Annotated in this window: 9 protein-coding genes; 8 read left to right on the top strand and 1 reads right to left on the bottom strand. The window is 65.1% G+C overall.

Going from position 1 to position 17,180, the window contains the following annotated elements; genetic code table 11:
• Positions 1 to 72: 72 nt before the first annotated feature.
• The 4 genes from hutH (at position 73) to hutG (ending at position 5,265) form a co-directional block, all read left to right on the top strand.
• The gene (gene hutH, locus ACYUME_RS24290) at positions 73 to 1,605 is read left to right on the top strand and encodes a histidine ammonia-lyase (RefSeq protein WP_460417279.1); all 1,533 of its coding nucleotides are present in this window, start codon (positions 73 to 75) and stop codon (positions 1,603 to 1,605) included.
• 116 nt (positions 1,606 to 1,721) lie between these two features.
• Positions 1,722 to 3,125, top strand: coding sequence for an amino acid permease (locus tag ACYUME_RS24285; RefSeq protein WP_460417277.1), 1,404 nt, complete (start codon positions 1,722 to 1,724; stop codon positions 3,123 to 3,125).
• A gap of 18 nt (positions 3,126 to 3,143) precedes the next feature.
• Positions 3,144 to 4,349, top strand: coding sequence for an imidazolonepropionase (gene hutI / locus ACYUME_RS24280; RefSeq protein WP_460417276.1), 1,206 nt, complete (start codon positions 3,144 to 3,146; stop codon positions 4,347 to 4,349).
• A gap of 112 nt (positions 4,350 to 4,461) precedes the next feature.
• The gene (gene hutG / locus ACYUME_RS24275) at positions 4,462 to 5,265 is read left to right on the top strand and encodes an N-formylglutamate deformylase (RefSeq protein WP_460417274.1); all 804 of its coding nucleotides are present in this window, start codon (positions 4,462 to 4,464) and stop codon (positions 5,263 to 5,265) included.
• Between the two features lie 44 nt (positions 5,266 to 5,309).
• On the opposite strand, the gene ACYUME_RS24270 is transcribed toward hutG, so the two are convergent.
• Positions 5,310 to 10,856, bottom strand: coding sequence for a dermonecrotic toxin domain-containing protein (locus ACYUME_RS24270; RefSeq protein WP_460417272.1), 5,547 nt, complete (start codon positions 10,854 to 10,856; stop codon positions 5,310 to 5,312).
• Between the two features lie 203 nt (positions 10,857 to 11,059).
• On the opposite strand from ACYUME_RS24270, the gene pip reads away from it, so the two are divergent.
• The 4 genes from pip (at position 11,060) to mdoH (ending at position 17,024) form a co-directional block, all read left to right on the top strand.
• Complete coding sequence (pip, locus tag ACYUME_RS24265) at positions 11,060 to 12,031, top strand: prolyl aminopeptidase (protein ID WP_279880187.1); 972 nt, start codon at positions 11,060 to 11,062, stop codon at positions 12,029 to 12,031.
• On the top strand, positions 12,028 to 12,465 hold the full coding sequence (dtd, locus tag ACYUME_RS24260) for a D-aminoacyl-tRNA deacylase (RefSeq protein ID WP_460417270.1): 438 nt from the start codon (positions 12,028 to 12,030) through the stop codon (positions 12,463 to 12,465). The genes pip and dtd overlap by 4 nt, the downstream gene beginning before the upstream one ends.
• Positions 12,466 to 12,727: 262 nt before the next feature.
• Complete coding sequence (locus ACYUME_RS24255; protein ID WP_460417268.1) at positions 12,728 to 14,464, top strand: glucan biosynthesis protein G; 1,737 nt, start codon at positions 12,728 to 12,730, stop codon at positions 14,462 to 14,464.
• The gene (mdoH, locus tag ACYUME_RS24250; RefSeq protein WP_460417266.1) at positions 14,457 to 17,024 is read left to right on the top strand and encodes a glucans biosynthesis glucosyltransferase MdoH; all 2,568 of its coding nucleotides are present in this window, start codon (positions 14,457 to 14,459) and stop codon (positions 17,022 to 17,024) included. The genes ACYUME_RS24255 and mdoH overlap by 8 nt, the downstream gene beginning before the upstream one ends.
• Positions 17,025 to 17,180 lie beyond the last annotated feature (156 nt).

Genomic DNA, 17,180 nt, shown 5'->3' with positions numbered 1-17,180 from the left:
ATCGCACCCTTCAAGGGTGATACTGAACAACAATTTAGGGGCCTGAAGGCCCCAAGCGATTGGAGTAGCGAAGTGACCGAACTGACCCTCAAGCCCGGCACCCTGACCCTGGCTCAGCTGCGCGCCATCCACGCCGCCCCGGTGCGCCTGCAACTGGATGGCAGCGCCGCGCCGGCCATCGACGCCAGCGTCGCCTGCGTCGAGCAGATCATCGCCGAAGACCGCACCGCCTATGGCATCAACACCGGTTTTGGCCTGCTGGCCTCGACCCGCATCGCCAGCCACGACCTGGAGAACCTGCAGCGCTCGCTGGTGCTGTCCCACGCCGCCGGGATCGGCGCGCCGCTGGACGACGACCTGGTACGCCTGATCATGGTGCTGAAGATCAACAGCCTCAGCCGCGGCTTCTCCGGTATCCGCCGCAAGGTCATCGACGCGCTGATCGGCCTGGTCAACGCTGAAGTCTATCCGCACATTCCGCTCAAGGGCTCGGTCGGCGCCTCCGGCGACCTGGCCCCGCTGGCGCACATGTCGCTGGTGCTGCTGGGTGAAGGCAAGGCCCGCTACAAGGGCCAGTGGCTGCCCGCCACCGAAGCCCTGGCCGTCGCCGGCCTGGAGCCGCTGACCCTGGCCGCGAAAGAGGGCCTGGCCTTGCTCAACGGCACCCAGGCTTCCACCGCCTATGCCCTGCGCGGCCTGTTCCAGGCCGAAGACCTGTACGCCGCGGCCATTGCCTGTGGCGGCCTGAGCGTGGAAGCCGCACTGGGTTCGCGTTCGCCATTCGATGCACGGGTCCATGAAGTGCGTGGCCAGCGCGGTCAGATCGACACCGCCGCCTGCTTCCGCGACCTGCTGGGCGACTCCAGCGAAGTGTCGCTGTCGCACAAGAACTGCGACAAGGTCCAGGACCCGTACTCGCTGCGCTGCCAGCCGCAAGTCATGGGCGCCTGCCTGACCCAGATCCGTCAGGCCGCCGAGGTGCTGGGCATCGAGGCCAACGCGGTATCGGACAACCCGCTGGTGTTCGCCGCCGAAGGCGATGTGATCTCCGGTGGCAACTTCCACGCCGAGCCGGTGGCCATGGCCGCCGACAACCTCGCCCTGGCCATCGCCGAAATCGGCTCGCTGAGCGAGCGGCGCATCTCGCTGATGATGGACAAGCACATGTCCCAGCTGCCGCCGTTCCTGGTGGAGAACGGCGGGGTCAACTCCGGCTTCATGATCGCCCAGGTCACCGCCGCCGCGCTGGCCAGCGAGAACAAGGCGCTGTCGCACCCGCACAGTGTCGACAGCCTGCCGACCTCGGCCAACCAGGAAGACCACGTGTCGATGGCCCCGGCCGCTGGCAAGCGTCTGTGGGAAATGGCCGAGAACACCCGTGGCGTGCTGGCCATCGAATGGCTGGGTGCGTGCCAGGGCCTGGACCTGCGCAAGGGGCTGAAGACTTCGGTCAAGCTGGAGCAGGCGCGCCATGCGCTGCGCCGTGAAGTGCCGCACTACGATCGCGACCGTTTCTTCGCGCCGGATATCGAGGCGGCCTCGACGCTGCTGGCCAAAGGCACCTTGACCGGCCTGCTGCCGGCCGGGGTCCTGCCTAGCCTGTAACACCGCAATCGCGGGGCAAGCCCGCTCCCACGCCGATCGTGGGAGCGGGCTTGCCCCGCGATGGGATGTCCGCAGCCCTCCCGAATTCACGACCAGAACAACAATAAGGACGTGACATGCAACAAGCTCAAGGTCTCAAGCGCGGGCTATCGGCCCGGCATATCCGTTTCATGGCGCTCGGTTCGGCAATCGGTACCGGGCTTTTCTACGGTTCGGCCTCGGCCATCCAGATGGCTGGCCCGGCCGTGCTGCTGGCCTACCTGATCGGCGGCGCTGCCGTGTTCATGGTCATGCGTGCCCTCGGCGAGATGGCCGTGCACAACCCGGTGGCCGGTTCCTTCGGCCACTACGCCAGTACCTACCTCGGCCCCATGGCCGGCTTCATCCTCGGCTGGACCTACGCCTTCGAGATGGTCATCGTCGCCATCGCCGACGTCACCGCCTTCGGTATCTACATGGGCTTCTGGTTCCCGGAGGTCGCCCGCTGGATCTGGGTGCTGGGCATCGTGTTCCTGATCGGCGGCCTGAACCTGTGCAACGTGCGGGTCTTCGGTGAAATGGAGTTCTGGCTGTCGCTGCTCAAGGTCGGCGCCATCGTCGCGATGATCCTGGCCGGCCTTGGCATCATGGCCTTCGGCTTCAGCCAGGTGGGCACCGGGCACGCGGTTGGGGTGAGCAACCTGTTCGACCACGGCGGTTTCATGCCCAATGGCGTCAGTGGCCTGATCGCCTCGTTCGCGGTGGTGATGTTCGCCTTCGGTGGCATCGAGATCATCGGCGTCACCGCTGGTGAGGCGAAAGACCCTCAGCGCGTCATCCCCAAGGCGATCAATGCTGTACCGCTGCGCATCCTGCTGTTCTACGTGCTCACCCTGTTCGTGCTGATGTGCCTGTACCCGTGGCCGCAGATCGGCAGCCAGGGCAGCCCGTTCGTGCAGATCTTCAGCAATCTGGGCATCGGCTCGGCTGCGGCGGTGCTCAATATCGTGGTGATCTCTGCGGCCATCTCGGCGATCAACAGCGACATCTTCGGCGCCGGCCGCATGATGTACGGCCTGGCCCAGCACGGCCAGGCGCCACGCGGCTTCGGCAAACTGTCGAAGCATGGCGTGCCGTGGATGACCGTGGTGGTGATGGGTGCGGCGCTGCTGATCGGCGTGCTGCTCAACTACCTGATCCCGGAGAACGTGTTCCTGCTGATCGCCTCGATCGCCACCTTCGCCACCGTGTGGGTGTGGCTGATGATCCTGATCACCCAGGTCGCCATGCGTCGCAGCATGAGCCGCGAGGAAGTCGCCCAGCTCAAGTTCCCGGTACCGTTCTGGCCTTATGGCCCGGCCATGGCCATTGCCTTCATGGTGTTCATCTTCGGTGTGCTCGGCTACTTCCCCGATACCCAGGCGGCCTTGATCGTCGGGGTGATCTGGGTGGTGTTCCTGGTGGCGTCCTACCTGCTGTGGTGCAAGCCACGCGCCGGTGGTGGCGAGCCGCTCCGGGAGCCTGCCGAGCTGCACCGCTGAATTCGAAAGGAGATCCTGATGAGAACCCTCTGGCAGCACTGCCACGCCGCGACCATGACCGACGGCCGCTACGCGGTCATCGAGGATGCGGCGATCGTCACCAGCGCCGGCCTGATCGAGTGGATCGGCCCCCGCGCTGACGTGCCGCCGGTCGCGGCTGACCGCGTCGTCGACCTGGGCGGGGCCTGGGTCACCCCCGGGCTGATCGACTGCCACACCCACGCGGTGTTCGGCGGCAACCGCAGCGGTGAGTTCGAGCAGCGCCTGCAGGGCGTCAGCTATGCCGAAATCGCCGCCCAGGGCGGTGGCATCGCCAGCACCGTGCGGGCCACCCGCGCGGCCAGCGAGGACGAGCTGCTGGCCAGTGCTCGCCAGCGGGTGCAAGCGCTGATGCGCGATGGTGTGACCACGATCGAGATCAAGTCTGGCTACGGCCTGGACCTCGACAACGAGCGCAAGATGCTGCGCGTCGCCCGGCGCCTGGGCGAGGAGCTGCCGGTCACCGTGCGCAGCACCTGCCTGGCTGCGCACGCCTTGCCGCCGGAATACGCGGGCAGGGCGGACGACTACATCGACCATATCTGCGAGCAGATGCTCCCGGCGCTGGCCGCCGAGGGGCTGGTGGATGCGGTGGATGCCTTCTGCGAGCACCTGGCCTTCTCCCCGGCCCAGGTCGAGCGCCTGTTCATCAAGGCGCGCGAGCTGGGGCTGCCGGTCAAGCTGCATGCCGAGCAGTTGTCATCGCTGCACGGCTCGAGCCTGGCGGCGCGCTACCAGGCGCTGTCGGCCGACCACCTGGAGTTCATGACCGAGGAAGACGCCATCGCCATGGCCGCAGCCGGTACAGTCGCCGTGCTGCTGCCAGGGGCGTTCTATTTCCTGCGCGAAACCCAGTTGCCACCGATGGACGCCCTGCGCCGACACGGCGTGAAGATCGCCCTGGCCAGCGACCTCAATCCCGGCACTTCGCCGGGGCTGTCGCTGCGCCTGATGCTGAACATGGGCTGCACCTGTTTCCGCATGACCCCCGAGCAAGCCCTGGCCGGCGTCACCGTGCATGCCGCCACGGCGCTGGGGCTGGGCGACAGCCACGGCTCGCTGGAAGTGGGCAAGGTGGCGGACTTCATCGCCTGGCAGATCGAACGCCCGGCCGACCTCAGCTACTGGCTCGGCGGCGACCTGCCCAAGCGCGTGGTGCGCCTGGGTCACGAGATATCCAACTGAACGGTAGTTTCGTGGGGGCGGGCTTGCCCCGCGATACCGGCGAAGCCGGTGCCCTCCATCGCGGGGCAAGCCCGCTCCCACGACGGTCAATCAGATACGCTGTAGGAGTCATATGGACAAGGTATTGAGTTTTCACCAAGGCCGGCTGCCATTGCTGATCAGCATGCCCCACGCCGGGCTGGGTCTGACCGACAAGGTGCGTGACGGCCTGGTCGATCAGGCACGCAGCCTGCCGGACACCGACTGGCACATTCCGCGCCTGTACGACTTCGCCCGCGAGCTGGGCGCCAGTGTGGTGGCGGCGGAGTATTCGCGCTTCGTCATCGACCTGAATCGCCCGGATGACGACAAGCCGCTGTACGCCGGCGCCACCACCGGCCTGTACCCGGCGACATTGTTCGATGGCGAGCCGCTGTTCAAGGATGGCCAGGTGCCGAGCGCCGATGAGCGGGCCACGTACCTGGAAGGGATCTGGCGCCCTTACCACGACACAATTCGTCGCGAACTGGAGCGCCTGCGCGCAGAGTTCGGCTATGCGCTGCTGTGGGACGCCCATTCGATCCGTGCGCACATCCCGCACCTGTTCGACGGAAAACTGCCGGACTTCAACCTGGGCACCTTCAACGGCGCCAGTTGCGATCCGGAGCTGGCCGAGCGACTAGTGGGCGTATGCGTCGAGGCCAAGGACTACAGCCATGTGCTCAACGGCCGCTTCAAGGGCGGGCATATCACCCGCCACTATGGCGACCCGGCCAGCCATATCCACGCGGTACAGCTGGAGCTGGCCCAGAGCACTTATATGGAAGAAGTGGTGCCGTTCGCCTACCGCGAAGACCTGGCGCAACCGACTCAAGCCGTCTTGCGCAAGCTGCTGCAAGCGCTGATCGCCTGGGGCAAGGACCGCTACGGCCGTTGATCGTCGATGGCCGGCCCGTCTGGACGGGCCGGCCTCGGACGGTATCACTCATGCCGGACGTGCAGGATGGTCAGCTCCAGTAGTAACGCCTTCTCATGCTGCTCTTTGTCGGCCTGCAGGTTCTGCTGCAGGGCCAGCTCCTCCGCCAGCGGTAGGTCGAGCTCGCTCACTGCCCGCACCCATTCACCGAAGCGCTGCTCGATTTCGCTGAAGCGGTCCTGGTACTCCCCACGCAGACGGCTGGTCCAGGCGTCGATTTTCAGCAGGTATTCGAGATATGCGTCACTGCTTTCCCTCTCCCTTACCTGCGCCAGCACATCGGCCAATTCATCGCTGTCCAGTTGAGCGGCACTGCGATGACGCAGATTGTCGCAAAGCGGTAGGTCAAGTTCGCGACCGAGGTCGTGACGGTAAGTCAAGCGCACCGAAGCCCGATCTCCCGGGCGGGTACGCTGGCTGGCCAGCATCTCAAGCTCGCCCATGCGGAAAAACTGCCGATAGCGCTGATGCAGGCTTTCCAAGGTGTCGCCTGCATCTGCCAGCACACGGTTGTTCATCATCAGCAACTCGATGTTGTTGAACTCCTGGAGTACTCCGTCGTGGCAGGTTTGCGAGCGGGTCTTCGGATCTGGCAGGGCGGCCTCGGCGATAGCACTCATGATCGGGCGCTCGGCATCATCGGCTGCCGCCGTCACCAGCATCATGCGCACGCGCTCGCAGAACGTGACTCGCGTGGTTGGATCGAGATACGGCGCGGCATTGCGCAAGCGACCAGCCAGGCGTAGCAGGATGTTGCCATCCTCGAGCGCTTCGAGCGTGGCCCAGGCATCGCTCAAGGCGTCGTTCTGCGCCTGGGTGCCCAGCATCCAGTCTGCGCGTGTCGGTGTGTCATCCATGGCGCCAGGCACGGGAAAGTGGTGGTGATCGAGCAACGAGCCCTCGTCCGAGGAGTCGACGAGCATCAGGTTGTCAGGCAGGTCCATGGCGAAGGAACGGCTGTGCTGGCTGTCCGAATAGGTGCGGACACGCTCGATAGTGTCGTCCGACAGCGGATTGCCGAACAGCGATACCGACGAGATTGGCATCGGACTCTGGATGGTCTCCAGAATATGATCGGGCAGTTGCGTGATGTTGTTGTTGCTCAGGTCGAGGAATTCCAGGGGCAGCAGGCGATCGCACCAGGTTGGCCAGGCCGGCAGGCTCATGTTGCTCAGGTAGAGCGATGTCAGGTTGCTGGACAAGCTGCCTGGAGGCTGGGTGATGGCGCCGATTCGGTTTCCGGACAAGTCCAGCGACGATAGACGCGGTAGGCGACCAAAGGCTTCGAGCATGGCCTGGTCGATTTCCAGGCCCATGTTGCGAAACTCCAGGTGGGTGAGCCGTGTCAGGCGGGACAGCACCCCGGCCAGCGCGGAGGTCGGGGCAGCGTGTGCATCGATGGTCAGACGGGTAATGTTGGGGAAGCGATCGAGCAGCTCGCCCAGCTGCGTGGCGGAGCCGCTCACGCGGGTCAGCACCAGGGATTCCAGCCGTCCGCCAAAGAAACCAGGCAGGCGCCTGGGGAAGTGTTCCAGCGCCACATCCTCGAAGCGCAGCCGCAGGTAACGCTGGCCACGCTCCTGGTTCGCCCAGAACGTGTTGATGGCCTGTTCGATGCCGCGCCTGTCCTGTTGAGCCGCCTGTGTCAGTGGGGCCGAGGAGCTCGAGGCATCTCGCCAGCCGTCGAGTGCTTCCTGCAGCTGTCGCCGCTCACGCTGAGCGCGCTCGAGCTGTGCGGTGACGTCCGCTGGCACGTCGGCCCGCACCCGCGACACCGTGCCGCGCTCGTTGAGCAGCAAGCGCTGCAGGTGGTGCGCGTTGATGTCATTGCCCTCCAGTGAGAGCAGGGGGAGATTGGTCGTGGTGTCTGGCGCCTCGAACAGGAACGCGGGCAGCGACCTGAGGCTGTTGTTGCGCAGCGACACATGGGCGATCCGTCCCAGGGACGTCCTGCCAAGGCCGGTCGGCCATTGTCCCAGGTGCATGTTGTCCAGGCCCAGATAGTCCAGGGAAAAACCGTCGAAGTCAGGGCTGGTGTGCTGTGCGAAGCGATTGCCGCTCAGGTCGAGGCGTCGCAGCTGGTTCAGTCCCGCCAGTCGCCCGACGTCATTGGCGGTAAGGGGAATGTTCTGGTTGGTCAGGAGCAGTGTCTGCAGATTGGGCAATTGCTCGGCGATGACAGAGAGGCTGTGCTTGAAGGGCGTTGGTGTGGCCATGCGGTTGTAGGGCCGACTGACTTCCAGCTCCCGAAGTTGCGGGACCTGTTGCAGGAGGCGCTGCAGCAAGCGCTCGTGTTGCGCCCAGCCAGCCAGGCTGCCCGAGGGGAGATTGAGCAGGCGCAGTCGATGGATACGTGAGGTGAAGAACGCAGGCAACGTCATTGGGACGTCGGTCAGTGGCACACCCTGGATCGACAACTCCGCCGTGTGCTCGCCATTCTCGGCCAGCGCGGTGTCGTACCAGTGCTGCATGATGGCCGTGCGCAGGGTCTCGTAGTTCTGCGCGGCTTCGTCGGAGCTGGGCGAGATCGCTTCGCTCCAGTCATCGAGCCTGCTTTGCAGCTCGCTGCGTTGTTCGAGCAAGGTCTGCAGCCGTGCGAGCACCTGGGCCTGGGTGCGGCCAGGGCTGGTGATGATCATCAGGATCTCGGCTGCCGAACGCCGGGTGTGTTCGGTCAAGCCCGTCGCGACAATGGTGTCGAGCAAGGTCTGGCGGGTGATGCCCTGTTCCGTCGGCAGGCCACCGCTCAGTGGATAACCCAGGCGACCGTCGGCCAGGCGCATGGGCGAGCGATAGCCAGGGCGTACAGCTTGCATCCCCAGTACTTGCCTTGCCGTCGCGCGTGGCAGCGGGTGCTCCTGCAGCAATCGACGCAGCCCGTCCTCATCGGCGATGCCCAGTTGCGTCATGGCTTCGGGCAACGCCCGGCACAACGCGGCATGGAGGGTCGCGCTGGGCGTCAGAGCGGTGTCGGCGTTATCCACGCCAGTGACGAGATAGCCGGCCTCGACACTACTGATGATCCTGCGCAAGGAGGTGTCCGTCGGACCTATGTCGATGTGCTCGCCAGGCAAGTAACGCAGTTGCTGAAGTAGCAGCCGGGTTTCTGCAGGCCAGCCTGGCAGGCGTTCGAGGGTATGCATGAGCAGGCGCTCGCTGTCCCGGCTGCGCACGCTCTTGAGGTACAACCCTTCGTAGGCCCTGGCCAGGCGAATCCGCTGCTGGTAGACGCGAATTTCCTCGGCCAGGCGTAGCGGTACCTTGTCGGCGTCGAGCGCCTGCAGCTCGACAGGGCTGGCCTTGTCCAGCAGTTCATCGATGACCGGTGTCGGGAGCTTCGGGTACACCCGCCGGATCACGGCGGCTCCTGTCGCCTGGCTGGCGGGCAGGCGCTCGTAGGCCCGCTCGAACTCCTTCGACAGCACGAGGTCACCCGGCAGGCGTTGTGTGGCCTGGTCCAGCTTGAAGCGTGCAATCGTGTCCTGAAGCACGGCCGGTAACCGTTCGTTCTCCGTGAGCGTGCGCCGCAGCGCGTCCTCCTCGATACCGCTGACCTGCAGCATGTGGCGGGCGGTGTCGGTGCCGAGGTGGGTGGTCGAGAGGTCCATGCGCTGCAACAGCTTGTCGCGTGTCCATTGCATGGGATTCTCGCGCGGCAGCAGCCAGGCGCCGGCGCCATTGTGGCGCACGGCGGGACGTGCTGCTGAGGCTTTGGTCGGATGAATGAGGCGGAACTGGGCGCTCGGCGTCGCCTGCTCGACCCGGTACTGGGCGCCCTGGATCACCAGCCAGCGCTGGCCCTGGTGGTCGCGCAGGCCGTTTTCATCCGGCTCGAGGGTCTCGGGCAGCGACTGGTCGGAGTGATAGCGCGTCAGGTCAGGTTTCCACAGACGAACCTGGCCGTCGGGCATCTCGACATCCTCCAGCTCCTCGATGAAGGACGGTGTCTCCACGGTGGGCCGCTCTGCCTCTGCCTCTGCCTCTGCCTCTGGCTGTTGCGCGTCGTCAATGGCCTCGGTCCCGCCGTTGCCACGCACAATCTTGGCGACGCCGGCCATCGCCGCCATGAGCGCGATGTTCTCGGCCACGTCCACCAGGTACTTGCAGGCCAGGTCCTGCTCGTCGTTCTGCCAGCTCTCGAAGCCTTCGTAGACTTCATACGCCAGCTGCATGACACACACGGCGAGCATCGCCTCGCCCAGGCCTGGCACGAAGAAGCCGGCGATGTTGAGGGCCGTGAGCAGCCGTGTGGCGATCAAGGCATGGTGTGCCTTGGCGCTCTGCAGGTCGACGACGTGTGTCGGCACTGCGTGGAAGATGGCGTCTTTCTCGTGGCGCTCGACCTTTTGGAACGCCATTGTGCCGAGAAACGAGTAGCCAAAGGGGTGTGCCACCGGAGCCAGGCCGGCGGATGGCGCCGATACGCGTTCGCGCAGGCCTCGACGGCTCCACCCCAGAGGGGTGAGGCGATCGGCAAGCCTGCTGCTGAACGATGCCTTGTCGCGCTCGGCGACATGCTTGTCCAGATAATGGATGTTCGCCCGCAGCCGGTCGCGCAAGTCGTCTTGCAAATCCTGCAGGGAGGCAAATGCCTTGATCGGCGTTTCGCTGTCCTCGGGCGTGTACAGCGCCACGGTCTTGCGCGCTTGCTCCTGCAGGGTCACGAGCGCGATACCGACCAGTTCCACTTCCCAGAGCGAGAGCAGACTGAACTCGACGGCACCGCTGGTGGCAGCTGAATCTTCCTGATCCAGCGCGGTGGCGAGAGCGGCATCGTAAAAGGGCTGGTCTATGTCACCTTTGAGTCGGGCGAAGTGCAGGGCTTGCCGGAATGCCGATTCCTCGACCCGACCAAGGGTCTGGTAGACCGCCAACGCTGTCGCAGCGTCGGGCTTGGCCGATTCGTCTGTGGGGTAATAGATGCTGTGGAGCCTGTCGTGATACTGGCCGCCGATATCCAGTGTGCGGCACAGATCGGCGAAAGCCTCTGGGTCAAGGTTCAGTGCATTGCCGATCGGAACGGTCCCCATGAACCGGCGATGATCGAGGATGACCGACCGCTTCAGCGGGGCCTCGGCGGCGTCCATGCCGCCAGCCTCGGTGGCTGCGGCATCGAAGTTGTGCAGGGCGCTTTGCAGCAGGGAGCGGGTTGCCCGGTCGACAGCCTGGCGAGCGTCGATGGCGGTCGAGGCGTCGATCAGGCGGGCGTCCACAAGATAGGTCGCATCCACATCGAGCGTGAGGCCGAAACGCTTGGTCACGGCCTCGCTCAACTGCTGCCTGGCGAATGTCGCGAGGTCTGGAAGTTGCTCGAACAACTTCGCGACCTGCGCCTGGCGCTCGCGCAGTTTGGCGTGCTCTTCGCTCCAGGCCTTGGCGATGCTGGGCTTTTCCTGGATTGCCGTTTCCAGCCAGGCCGGTGGCCGTGGCCGCTCGCGCATGGCCGTGCGAAGCTCCGGTGAGGCGGTTTTCAACCACTGGGGCAGCTGGCGTTCGACAGTGCTGTAATGAATGCTGCGGCGCGGATGAGAGGTGTCGTTCGGGGTGGTCATCAAGTAGTCCGTCATGATCAATGGGACACGGACTATGAGGGGGGCTTGGTGGCGTGGTGGGGTAGATAGGTCTGCCAGGCGCCGGGTACGCCTGGCCCGGGGCGAGGCCGGTCGAGCACGATGGTTGCCATGGATGCATGCTCAAAGCGCAATTCGGGTTTATGATGCCAGGCGGCAGATTAAAACCTCACACGGAGTGCGCAATGCAGACCCTGTACCCGCAGATCAAACCTTACGCCCGACACGATCTGGCCGTGGAAGCGCCGCATGTGCTGTATGTCGATGAAAGCGGCTCGCCGGAAGGTCTGCCCGTGGTGTTCATCCATGGTGGCCCGGGCGCTGGCTGCGATGCCCAGAGCCGCTGCTACTTCGACCCGAACCTCTACCGCATCATCACCTTCGACCAGCGCGGATGCGGTCGTTCCACGCCCCATGCGAGTCTGGAGAACAACACCACCTGGCACCTGGTCGAGGACCTGGAGCGCATTCGCGAGCACTTGGGTATAGACAAGTGGGTACTGTTCGGCGGCTCATGGGGATCGACCCTGGCCCTGGCCTATGCCCAGACCCACCCCGAGCGCGTGCATGGCCTGATCCTGCGCGGCATCTTCCTGTGCCGCCCGCAGGAGATCAGCTGGTTCTACCAGGAGGGCGCCAGCCGCCTGTTCCCCGACTACTGGCAGGACTACATCGCGCCGATCCCGCCGGAAGAGCGCGGCGACCTGGTCGCCGCGTTCCACAAGCGCCTGACCGGCAACGACCAGATCGCCCAGATGCACGCCGCCAAGGCCTGGTCGACCTGGGAAGGCCGTACCGCCACCCTGCGCCCGAACCCGCTGGTGGTCGACCGCTTCTCCGAGCCGCAGCGCGCGCTGTCGATCGCCCGCATCGAATGCCACTATTTCACCAACAACGCATTCCTCGAGCCGGACCAGCTGATCCGCGACATGCCGAAGATCGCCCACCTGCCGGCGGTGATCGTGCATGGCCGCTACGACGTGATCTGTCCGCTGGACAACGCCTGGGAGCTGCACCAGGCCTGGCCGAACAGCGAGCTTAAAGTCATTCGCGATGCCGGCCACGCCGCTTCCGAGCCTGGCATCACCGATGCCCTGGTGCGAGCCGCCGACCAGATGGCTCGACGCCTGCTCGACCTCCCCCTGGAAGAAGCATGAAGGGGCTGATCCAGCGCGTGCGTGGCGCCCGGGTGGAAGTGGCGGGGGAGATCGTCGGTGCCATCGACCAGGGTTTGCTGGCGCTGGTGGCGGTCGAGCCTGAAGATTTGCCCGAACATGCCGACAAGCTGTTGCACAAACTGCTGAACTACCGGGTGTTCAGCGACGAGCAGGGCAAGATGAACCGTTCGCTCAAGGATGTCGGCGGTGGCCTGCTGCTGGTGTCGCAGTTCACCCTGGCCGCCGATACCCGCAACGGCATGCGCCCGAGCTTTTCGACGGCGGCGCCGCCGGCACTCGGCGCCGAGCTTTTCGACTATCTTTTGCGCCAGGCACAGGGACAGCACCCGGTCGTGGCCAGTGGTCGCTTCGGCGCTGACATGCAGGTGCATTTGGTCAATGATGGCCCGGTAACATTTATGTTACAAATATGAGGTCAAAAAACCCTTTGTTTGTCGAAAACAAGGGGTTTTGTACGATAAATAGTTTGTTCAGCCTGATGCGTTGTAACGCGACCTGCTGGATAATCGCGCGCTGCATGAGCCTGCGTTCGCAGGTTCGTTTCACTTTGACTCGAGCATTGTCTGGATCCGTTTGGGGAATCATTAGGCCCTCACGGGGTCCGAACAGTGCTCGCCAACCCGGCATTGGTCGCTGGCCGTTGGTTTCATGATCTGTTTTCGGCGAGGATTGCTCGTGATTGTAAGCCCCTGTATTGCACCAAGAATCCCCGGCAATCGGTTGCGCAAGGCCATGCTGGCCGGCGTGGCGATGGTTGGCCTGCTGAGCGCGGGCCAGCTGTGGGCATTCAATCTGGACGATGTTGCAGCCAAGGCAAAGGATCTGGCCGGTCAGAAATTCGAGGCACCGAAGAGCAACCTGCCGCCGGTGTTCCGCGACATGAAGTACGCCGACTACCAGAAGATCCGCTTCATCCAGGAAAAGGCCGAGTGGGCCAAGGACAAGACGCCGTTCAAGCTGTCCTTCTACCACCAGGGCATGCACTTCGACACGCCGGTGAAAATCAACGAGGTCACCGCCAGCAAGGTCGAGGAAATCAAGTACGACCCGAGCCGCTTCGAGTTCGGCGACGTGCCGCATGACGCCGATGCCACCAAGGATCTGGGCTACGCCGGTTTCCGCGTGCTCTATCCGATCAACAAGGCGAACAAGCAGGACGAGATCATGACCCTGCTTGGCGCCAGCTACTTCCGCGTGGTCGGCAAGGGCCATCGCTATGGTCTGTCGGCCCGTGGCCTGGCCATCGACACCGCGCTGCCGTCCGGCGAGGAGTTCCCGCGCTTCCGTGAGTTCTGGATCGAGAAGCCCAAGCCCAACGACAAGCACCTGGTGATCTACGCGCTGCTGGATTCGCCGCGTTCCACCGGCGCCTACAAGCTGACCCTGCGTCCCGGCGATGACACCCTGGTCGATGTGAAGTCGCGCGTGTACCTGCGCGATCAGGTCAGCCGCCTGGGCATCGCACCGCTGACCAGCATGTACCTGTTCGGCCCCAACCAGCCATCGAAGGTCATGAACTACCGTCCGGCCCTGCACGATTCCGAGGGTCTGTCGATCCACGCTGGCAACGGCGAATGGCTGTGGCGTCCGCTGAACAACCCGAAACACCTGGCCGTCAGTAACTTCAGCGTCGAGAACCCGCGTGGCTTCGGCCTGCTGCAGCGCCAGCGCGCCTTCAGCGACTACGAAGACCTCGACGACGAATACGAAAAGCGCCCGAGCACCTGGATCGAGCCCAAAGGCGACTGGGGCAAGGGCACCGTCGACCTGGTCGAGATCCCGACCGCCGACGAGACCAACGACAACATCGTGGCTTTCTGGAGCCCGGAGAAGCTGCCTGAGCCAGGCAAGCCATTCGAGTACGACTACCGCCTGCGCTGGACCATCAAGGAAGACCAGCTGCACTCGCCGGATCTGGGCTGGGTCAAGCAGACCCTGCGCTCCACCGGTGACGTCAAGCAGTCCAACCTGATCCGCCAGGCGGATGGCACCGTTGCCTTCCTGGTCGACTTCGTCGGCCCGAACCTGGCCAGCCTGCCGGCCGACACCGCCGTGCGCAGCCAGGTGAGCGTTGGCGACAATGCCGAGCTGGTCGAGAACAACCTGCGTTACAACCCTGAGACCAAGGGCTGGCGCCTGACCTTGCGCCTGAAGGTGCAGGATCCGAAGAAGTCGACCGAGATGCGCGCCGCGCTGCTGCGCGACGTGCCGGTCGAGCAGCCCAAGCCGGCCAAGGACGCCAAGCAGGACAAGGCCGCGGCCAAGCATGCTCACGCCAAGGCCGAGAAGGTCAAGGCCGAGGCAGCCGCCGAGCAACCCGCCGCCGACGCGGCATCCACCAACGGGACCCCGGCCACCACCGAGAAAGTGCTGACCGAGACCTGGAGCTATCAGTTGCCTGCCGATGAGTAACTCAAGCGCAAGGCCGGAATCGCTTGGCGAGTACCTGGCCCACCTTCCCCTGAACGACGAGCAGCGCGCGGAACTCGCCCGTTGCGCCTCGTTCAGCGAACTGCACCAACGCCTGGCGGCCCAACCGGCCGCCGGCACCGCCGAGGCCGCCCAGGCTTCGGTGGGCTCGCGCCTTACCGTCGGCAGCGCCGCCGAGCTCGAGGAGGCCGAGATGCTCGGCGTCGATGCCGGTGGCCGGCTGTGCCTGAAGATCGCGCCGCCGATCAAGCGCACCAAGGTCGTGCCCGAGCCCTGGCGCACCAACATCCTGATTCGCATGTGGCGGCGCATGACCGGCCGCACCAATGCCCCGCAGCCGCCCAAGCGCGAGCTGCCGCCGGCGCGCTGGCGCACGGTCGGCTCGATCCGCCGCTATATCCTGCTGACCTTGATGATCGGCCAGACACTCGTCGCCGGCTGGTACATGAAGGGCATCCTGCCGTATCAGGGCTGGTCGTTCGTCGACTTCGACGAAATCCTCAACCAGCCGCTCTGGGACACGGTGGTGCAGGTCTGGCCCTATGCCTTGCAGACCTCCATCCTGATCCTCTTCGGCATCCTGTTCTGCTGGGTGTCGGCGGGCTTCTGGACCGCGCTGATGGGCTTCCTCGAGCTGCTCACCGGGCGTGACAAGTACCGTATTTCCGGCAGCAGCGCCGGCAATGAGCCGATCGCCGCCGATGCCCGTACCGCGCTGGTGATGCCGATCTGCAACGAAGACGTGCCACGGGTGTTCGCCGGCCTGCGCGCGACCTTCGAGTCGGTGGCCGCCAGCGGCAACCTCGACCGTTTCGATTTCTTCGTGCTCAGCGATACCAACGACACCGACATCGCCGTCGCCGAGCAGCAGGCCTGGCTCGACGTATGCCGCGAGACCAAGGGCTTCGGCCGCATCTTCTACCGCCGCCGTCGGCGCCGGGTGAAGCGCAAGAGCGGCAACCTCGACGACTTCTGCCGGCGCTGGGGCGGCGACTACAAGTACATGGTCGTACTCGACGCCGACAGCGTGATGAGCGGCGAATGCCTGAGCAGCCTGGTGCGCCTGATGGAGGCCAATCCGGACGCCGGCATCATCCAGACCGGGCCGAAAGCCTCGGGTATGGACACCCTGTACGCGCGCATGCAGCAGTTCGCCACCCGTGTGTACGGCCCGCTGTTCACCGCCGGCCTGCACTTCTGGCAGCTCGGTGAGTCGCACTACTGGGGCCATAACGCGATCATTCGCATGAAGCCGTTCATAGAGCATTGCGCCCTGGCGCCGCTGCCGGGCAAGGGCGCCTTCGCCGGCGCGATCCTTTCCCACGACTTCGTCGAAGCCGCGCTGATGCGCCGTGCCGGTTGGGGCGTGTGGATCGCCTACGACCTGCCGGGCAGCTACGAAGAGCTGCCGCCGAACCTGCTCGACGAGCTCAAGCGCGACCGCCGCTGGTGCCACGGCAACCTGATGAACTTCCGCCTGTTCCTGGTCAAGGGCATGCACCCGGTACACCGCGCGGTGTTCCTCACCGGGGTGATGTCGTACCTGTCGGCGCCGCTGTGGTTCCTGTTCCTGGTGCTGTCGACCGCGCTGCTGGCGACCAATACCCTGATGGAGCCGCAATACTTCATCGAGCCGTTCCAGCTCTATCCGCTGTGGCCACAATGGCATCCGGAGAAGGCCATCGCGCTGTTCTCCACCACCATCGTGCTGCTGTTCCTGCCCAAGCTGCTCAGCGTCATCCTGATCTGGGCCAAGGGCGCGATCGAGTTCGGCGGGCGGATCAAGGTCACCCTGTCGATGCTGCTGGAGATGCTGTTCTCCATGCTGCTGGCACCGGTGCGCATGATCTTCCACACCCGCTTCGTACTGGCTGCGTTCCTCGGCTGGGCGGCGACCTGGAACTCGCCGCAGCGTGACGACGACTCCACCCCGTGGAGCGAAGCGGTGCGCCGTCATGGTCCGCAGACCCTGCTGGGCATCGCCTGGGCCGCGCTGGTCGCCTGGTTGAACCCGAGCTTCCTGTGGTGGCTGGCACCGATCGTCGGTTCGCTGGTGCTGTCGATCCCGGTGTCGGTGATCTCCAGCCGCACGCGCCTGGGCCTGGCGGCCAAGGACGAGAAACTGTTCCTCATCCCCGAGGAGTACGCGACGCCGCAGGAGCTGCTGGCGACCGACCAGTACACCCACGAGAACCGCTGGCATGCCATGCACGACGGTTTCGTCCGTGCCGTGGTCGACCCGCGCCAGAACGCCCTGGCCTGCGCCATGGCCACGGCGCGGCATGGCCAGGCCGCGCCGATCGAGGCGCTGCGCGCCGAGCGCGTGGCCAAGGCACTTGAAGTCGGTCCGCAAGGCCTGGATCTGAACACCCGCCTGGCGCTGCTCAGCGACCCAGTGGCGCTGTCGCGTCTGCACGAGCAGGTGTGGGCCGGGCACAACACGGCGTGGATCGATGTGTGGCGGGCGTCCATCGCCAACGATCCGCACTCGCCGCTGCTGCCGCTGCATCCGGAAAACTTGGCCCAGCCAGCCCTGGCTTGAGCCCGTTGCTCCGATAATCGCGGGGCCAGCCCGCTCCCACGCCCTGTCAACGGTGCGTGGGAGCGGGCTGGCCCCGCGATGCTTTCTGGTCGATTTTGGCCAACAAAGTCCCCCCCGGCTCTAGGTCCCAGGCCACGCATGCGTTAGCATCCCACC

The organism is Pseudomonas sp. microsymbiont 2 (genome assembly GCF_054788395.1).
The sequence above is the reverse complement of the archived record's forward strand: the minus strand, read 5'-3'. Positions and strand labels throughout refer to the sequence as shown.

Bases quoted from the DNA above. Each gene is read 5' to 3' on its own strand.
- mdoH (WP_460417266.1), top strand. From the start codon at position 14,457: ATGAGTAACTCAAGCGCAAGGCCGGAATCGCTTGGCGAGTACCTGGCC.
- hutG (WP_460417274.1), top strand. From the start codon at position 4,462: ATGGACAAGGTATTGAGTTTTCACCAAGGCCGGCTGCCATTGCTGATC.
- hutI (WP_460417276.1), top strand. From the start codon at position 3,144: ATGAGAACCCTCTGGCAGCACTGCCACGCCGCGACCATGACCGACGGC.
- dtd (WP_460417270.1), top strand. From the start codon at position 12,028: ATGAAGGGGCTGATCCAGCGCGTGCGTGGCGCCCGGGTGGAAGTGGCG.
- pip (WP_279880187.1), top strand. From the start codon at position 11,060: ATGCAGACCCTGTACCCGCAGATCAAACCTTACGCCCGACACGATCTG.
- ACYUME_RS24285 (WP_460417277.1), top strand. From the start codon at position 1,722: ATGCAACAAGCTCAAGGTCTCAAGCGCGGGCTATCGGCCCGGCATATC.
- ACYUME_RS24270 (WP_460417272.1), bottom strand. From the start codon at position 10,856: ATGACCACCCCGAACGACACCTCTCATCCGCGCCGCAGCATTCATTAC.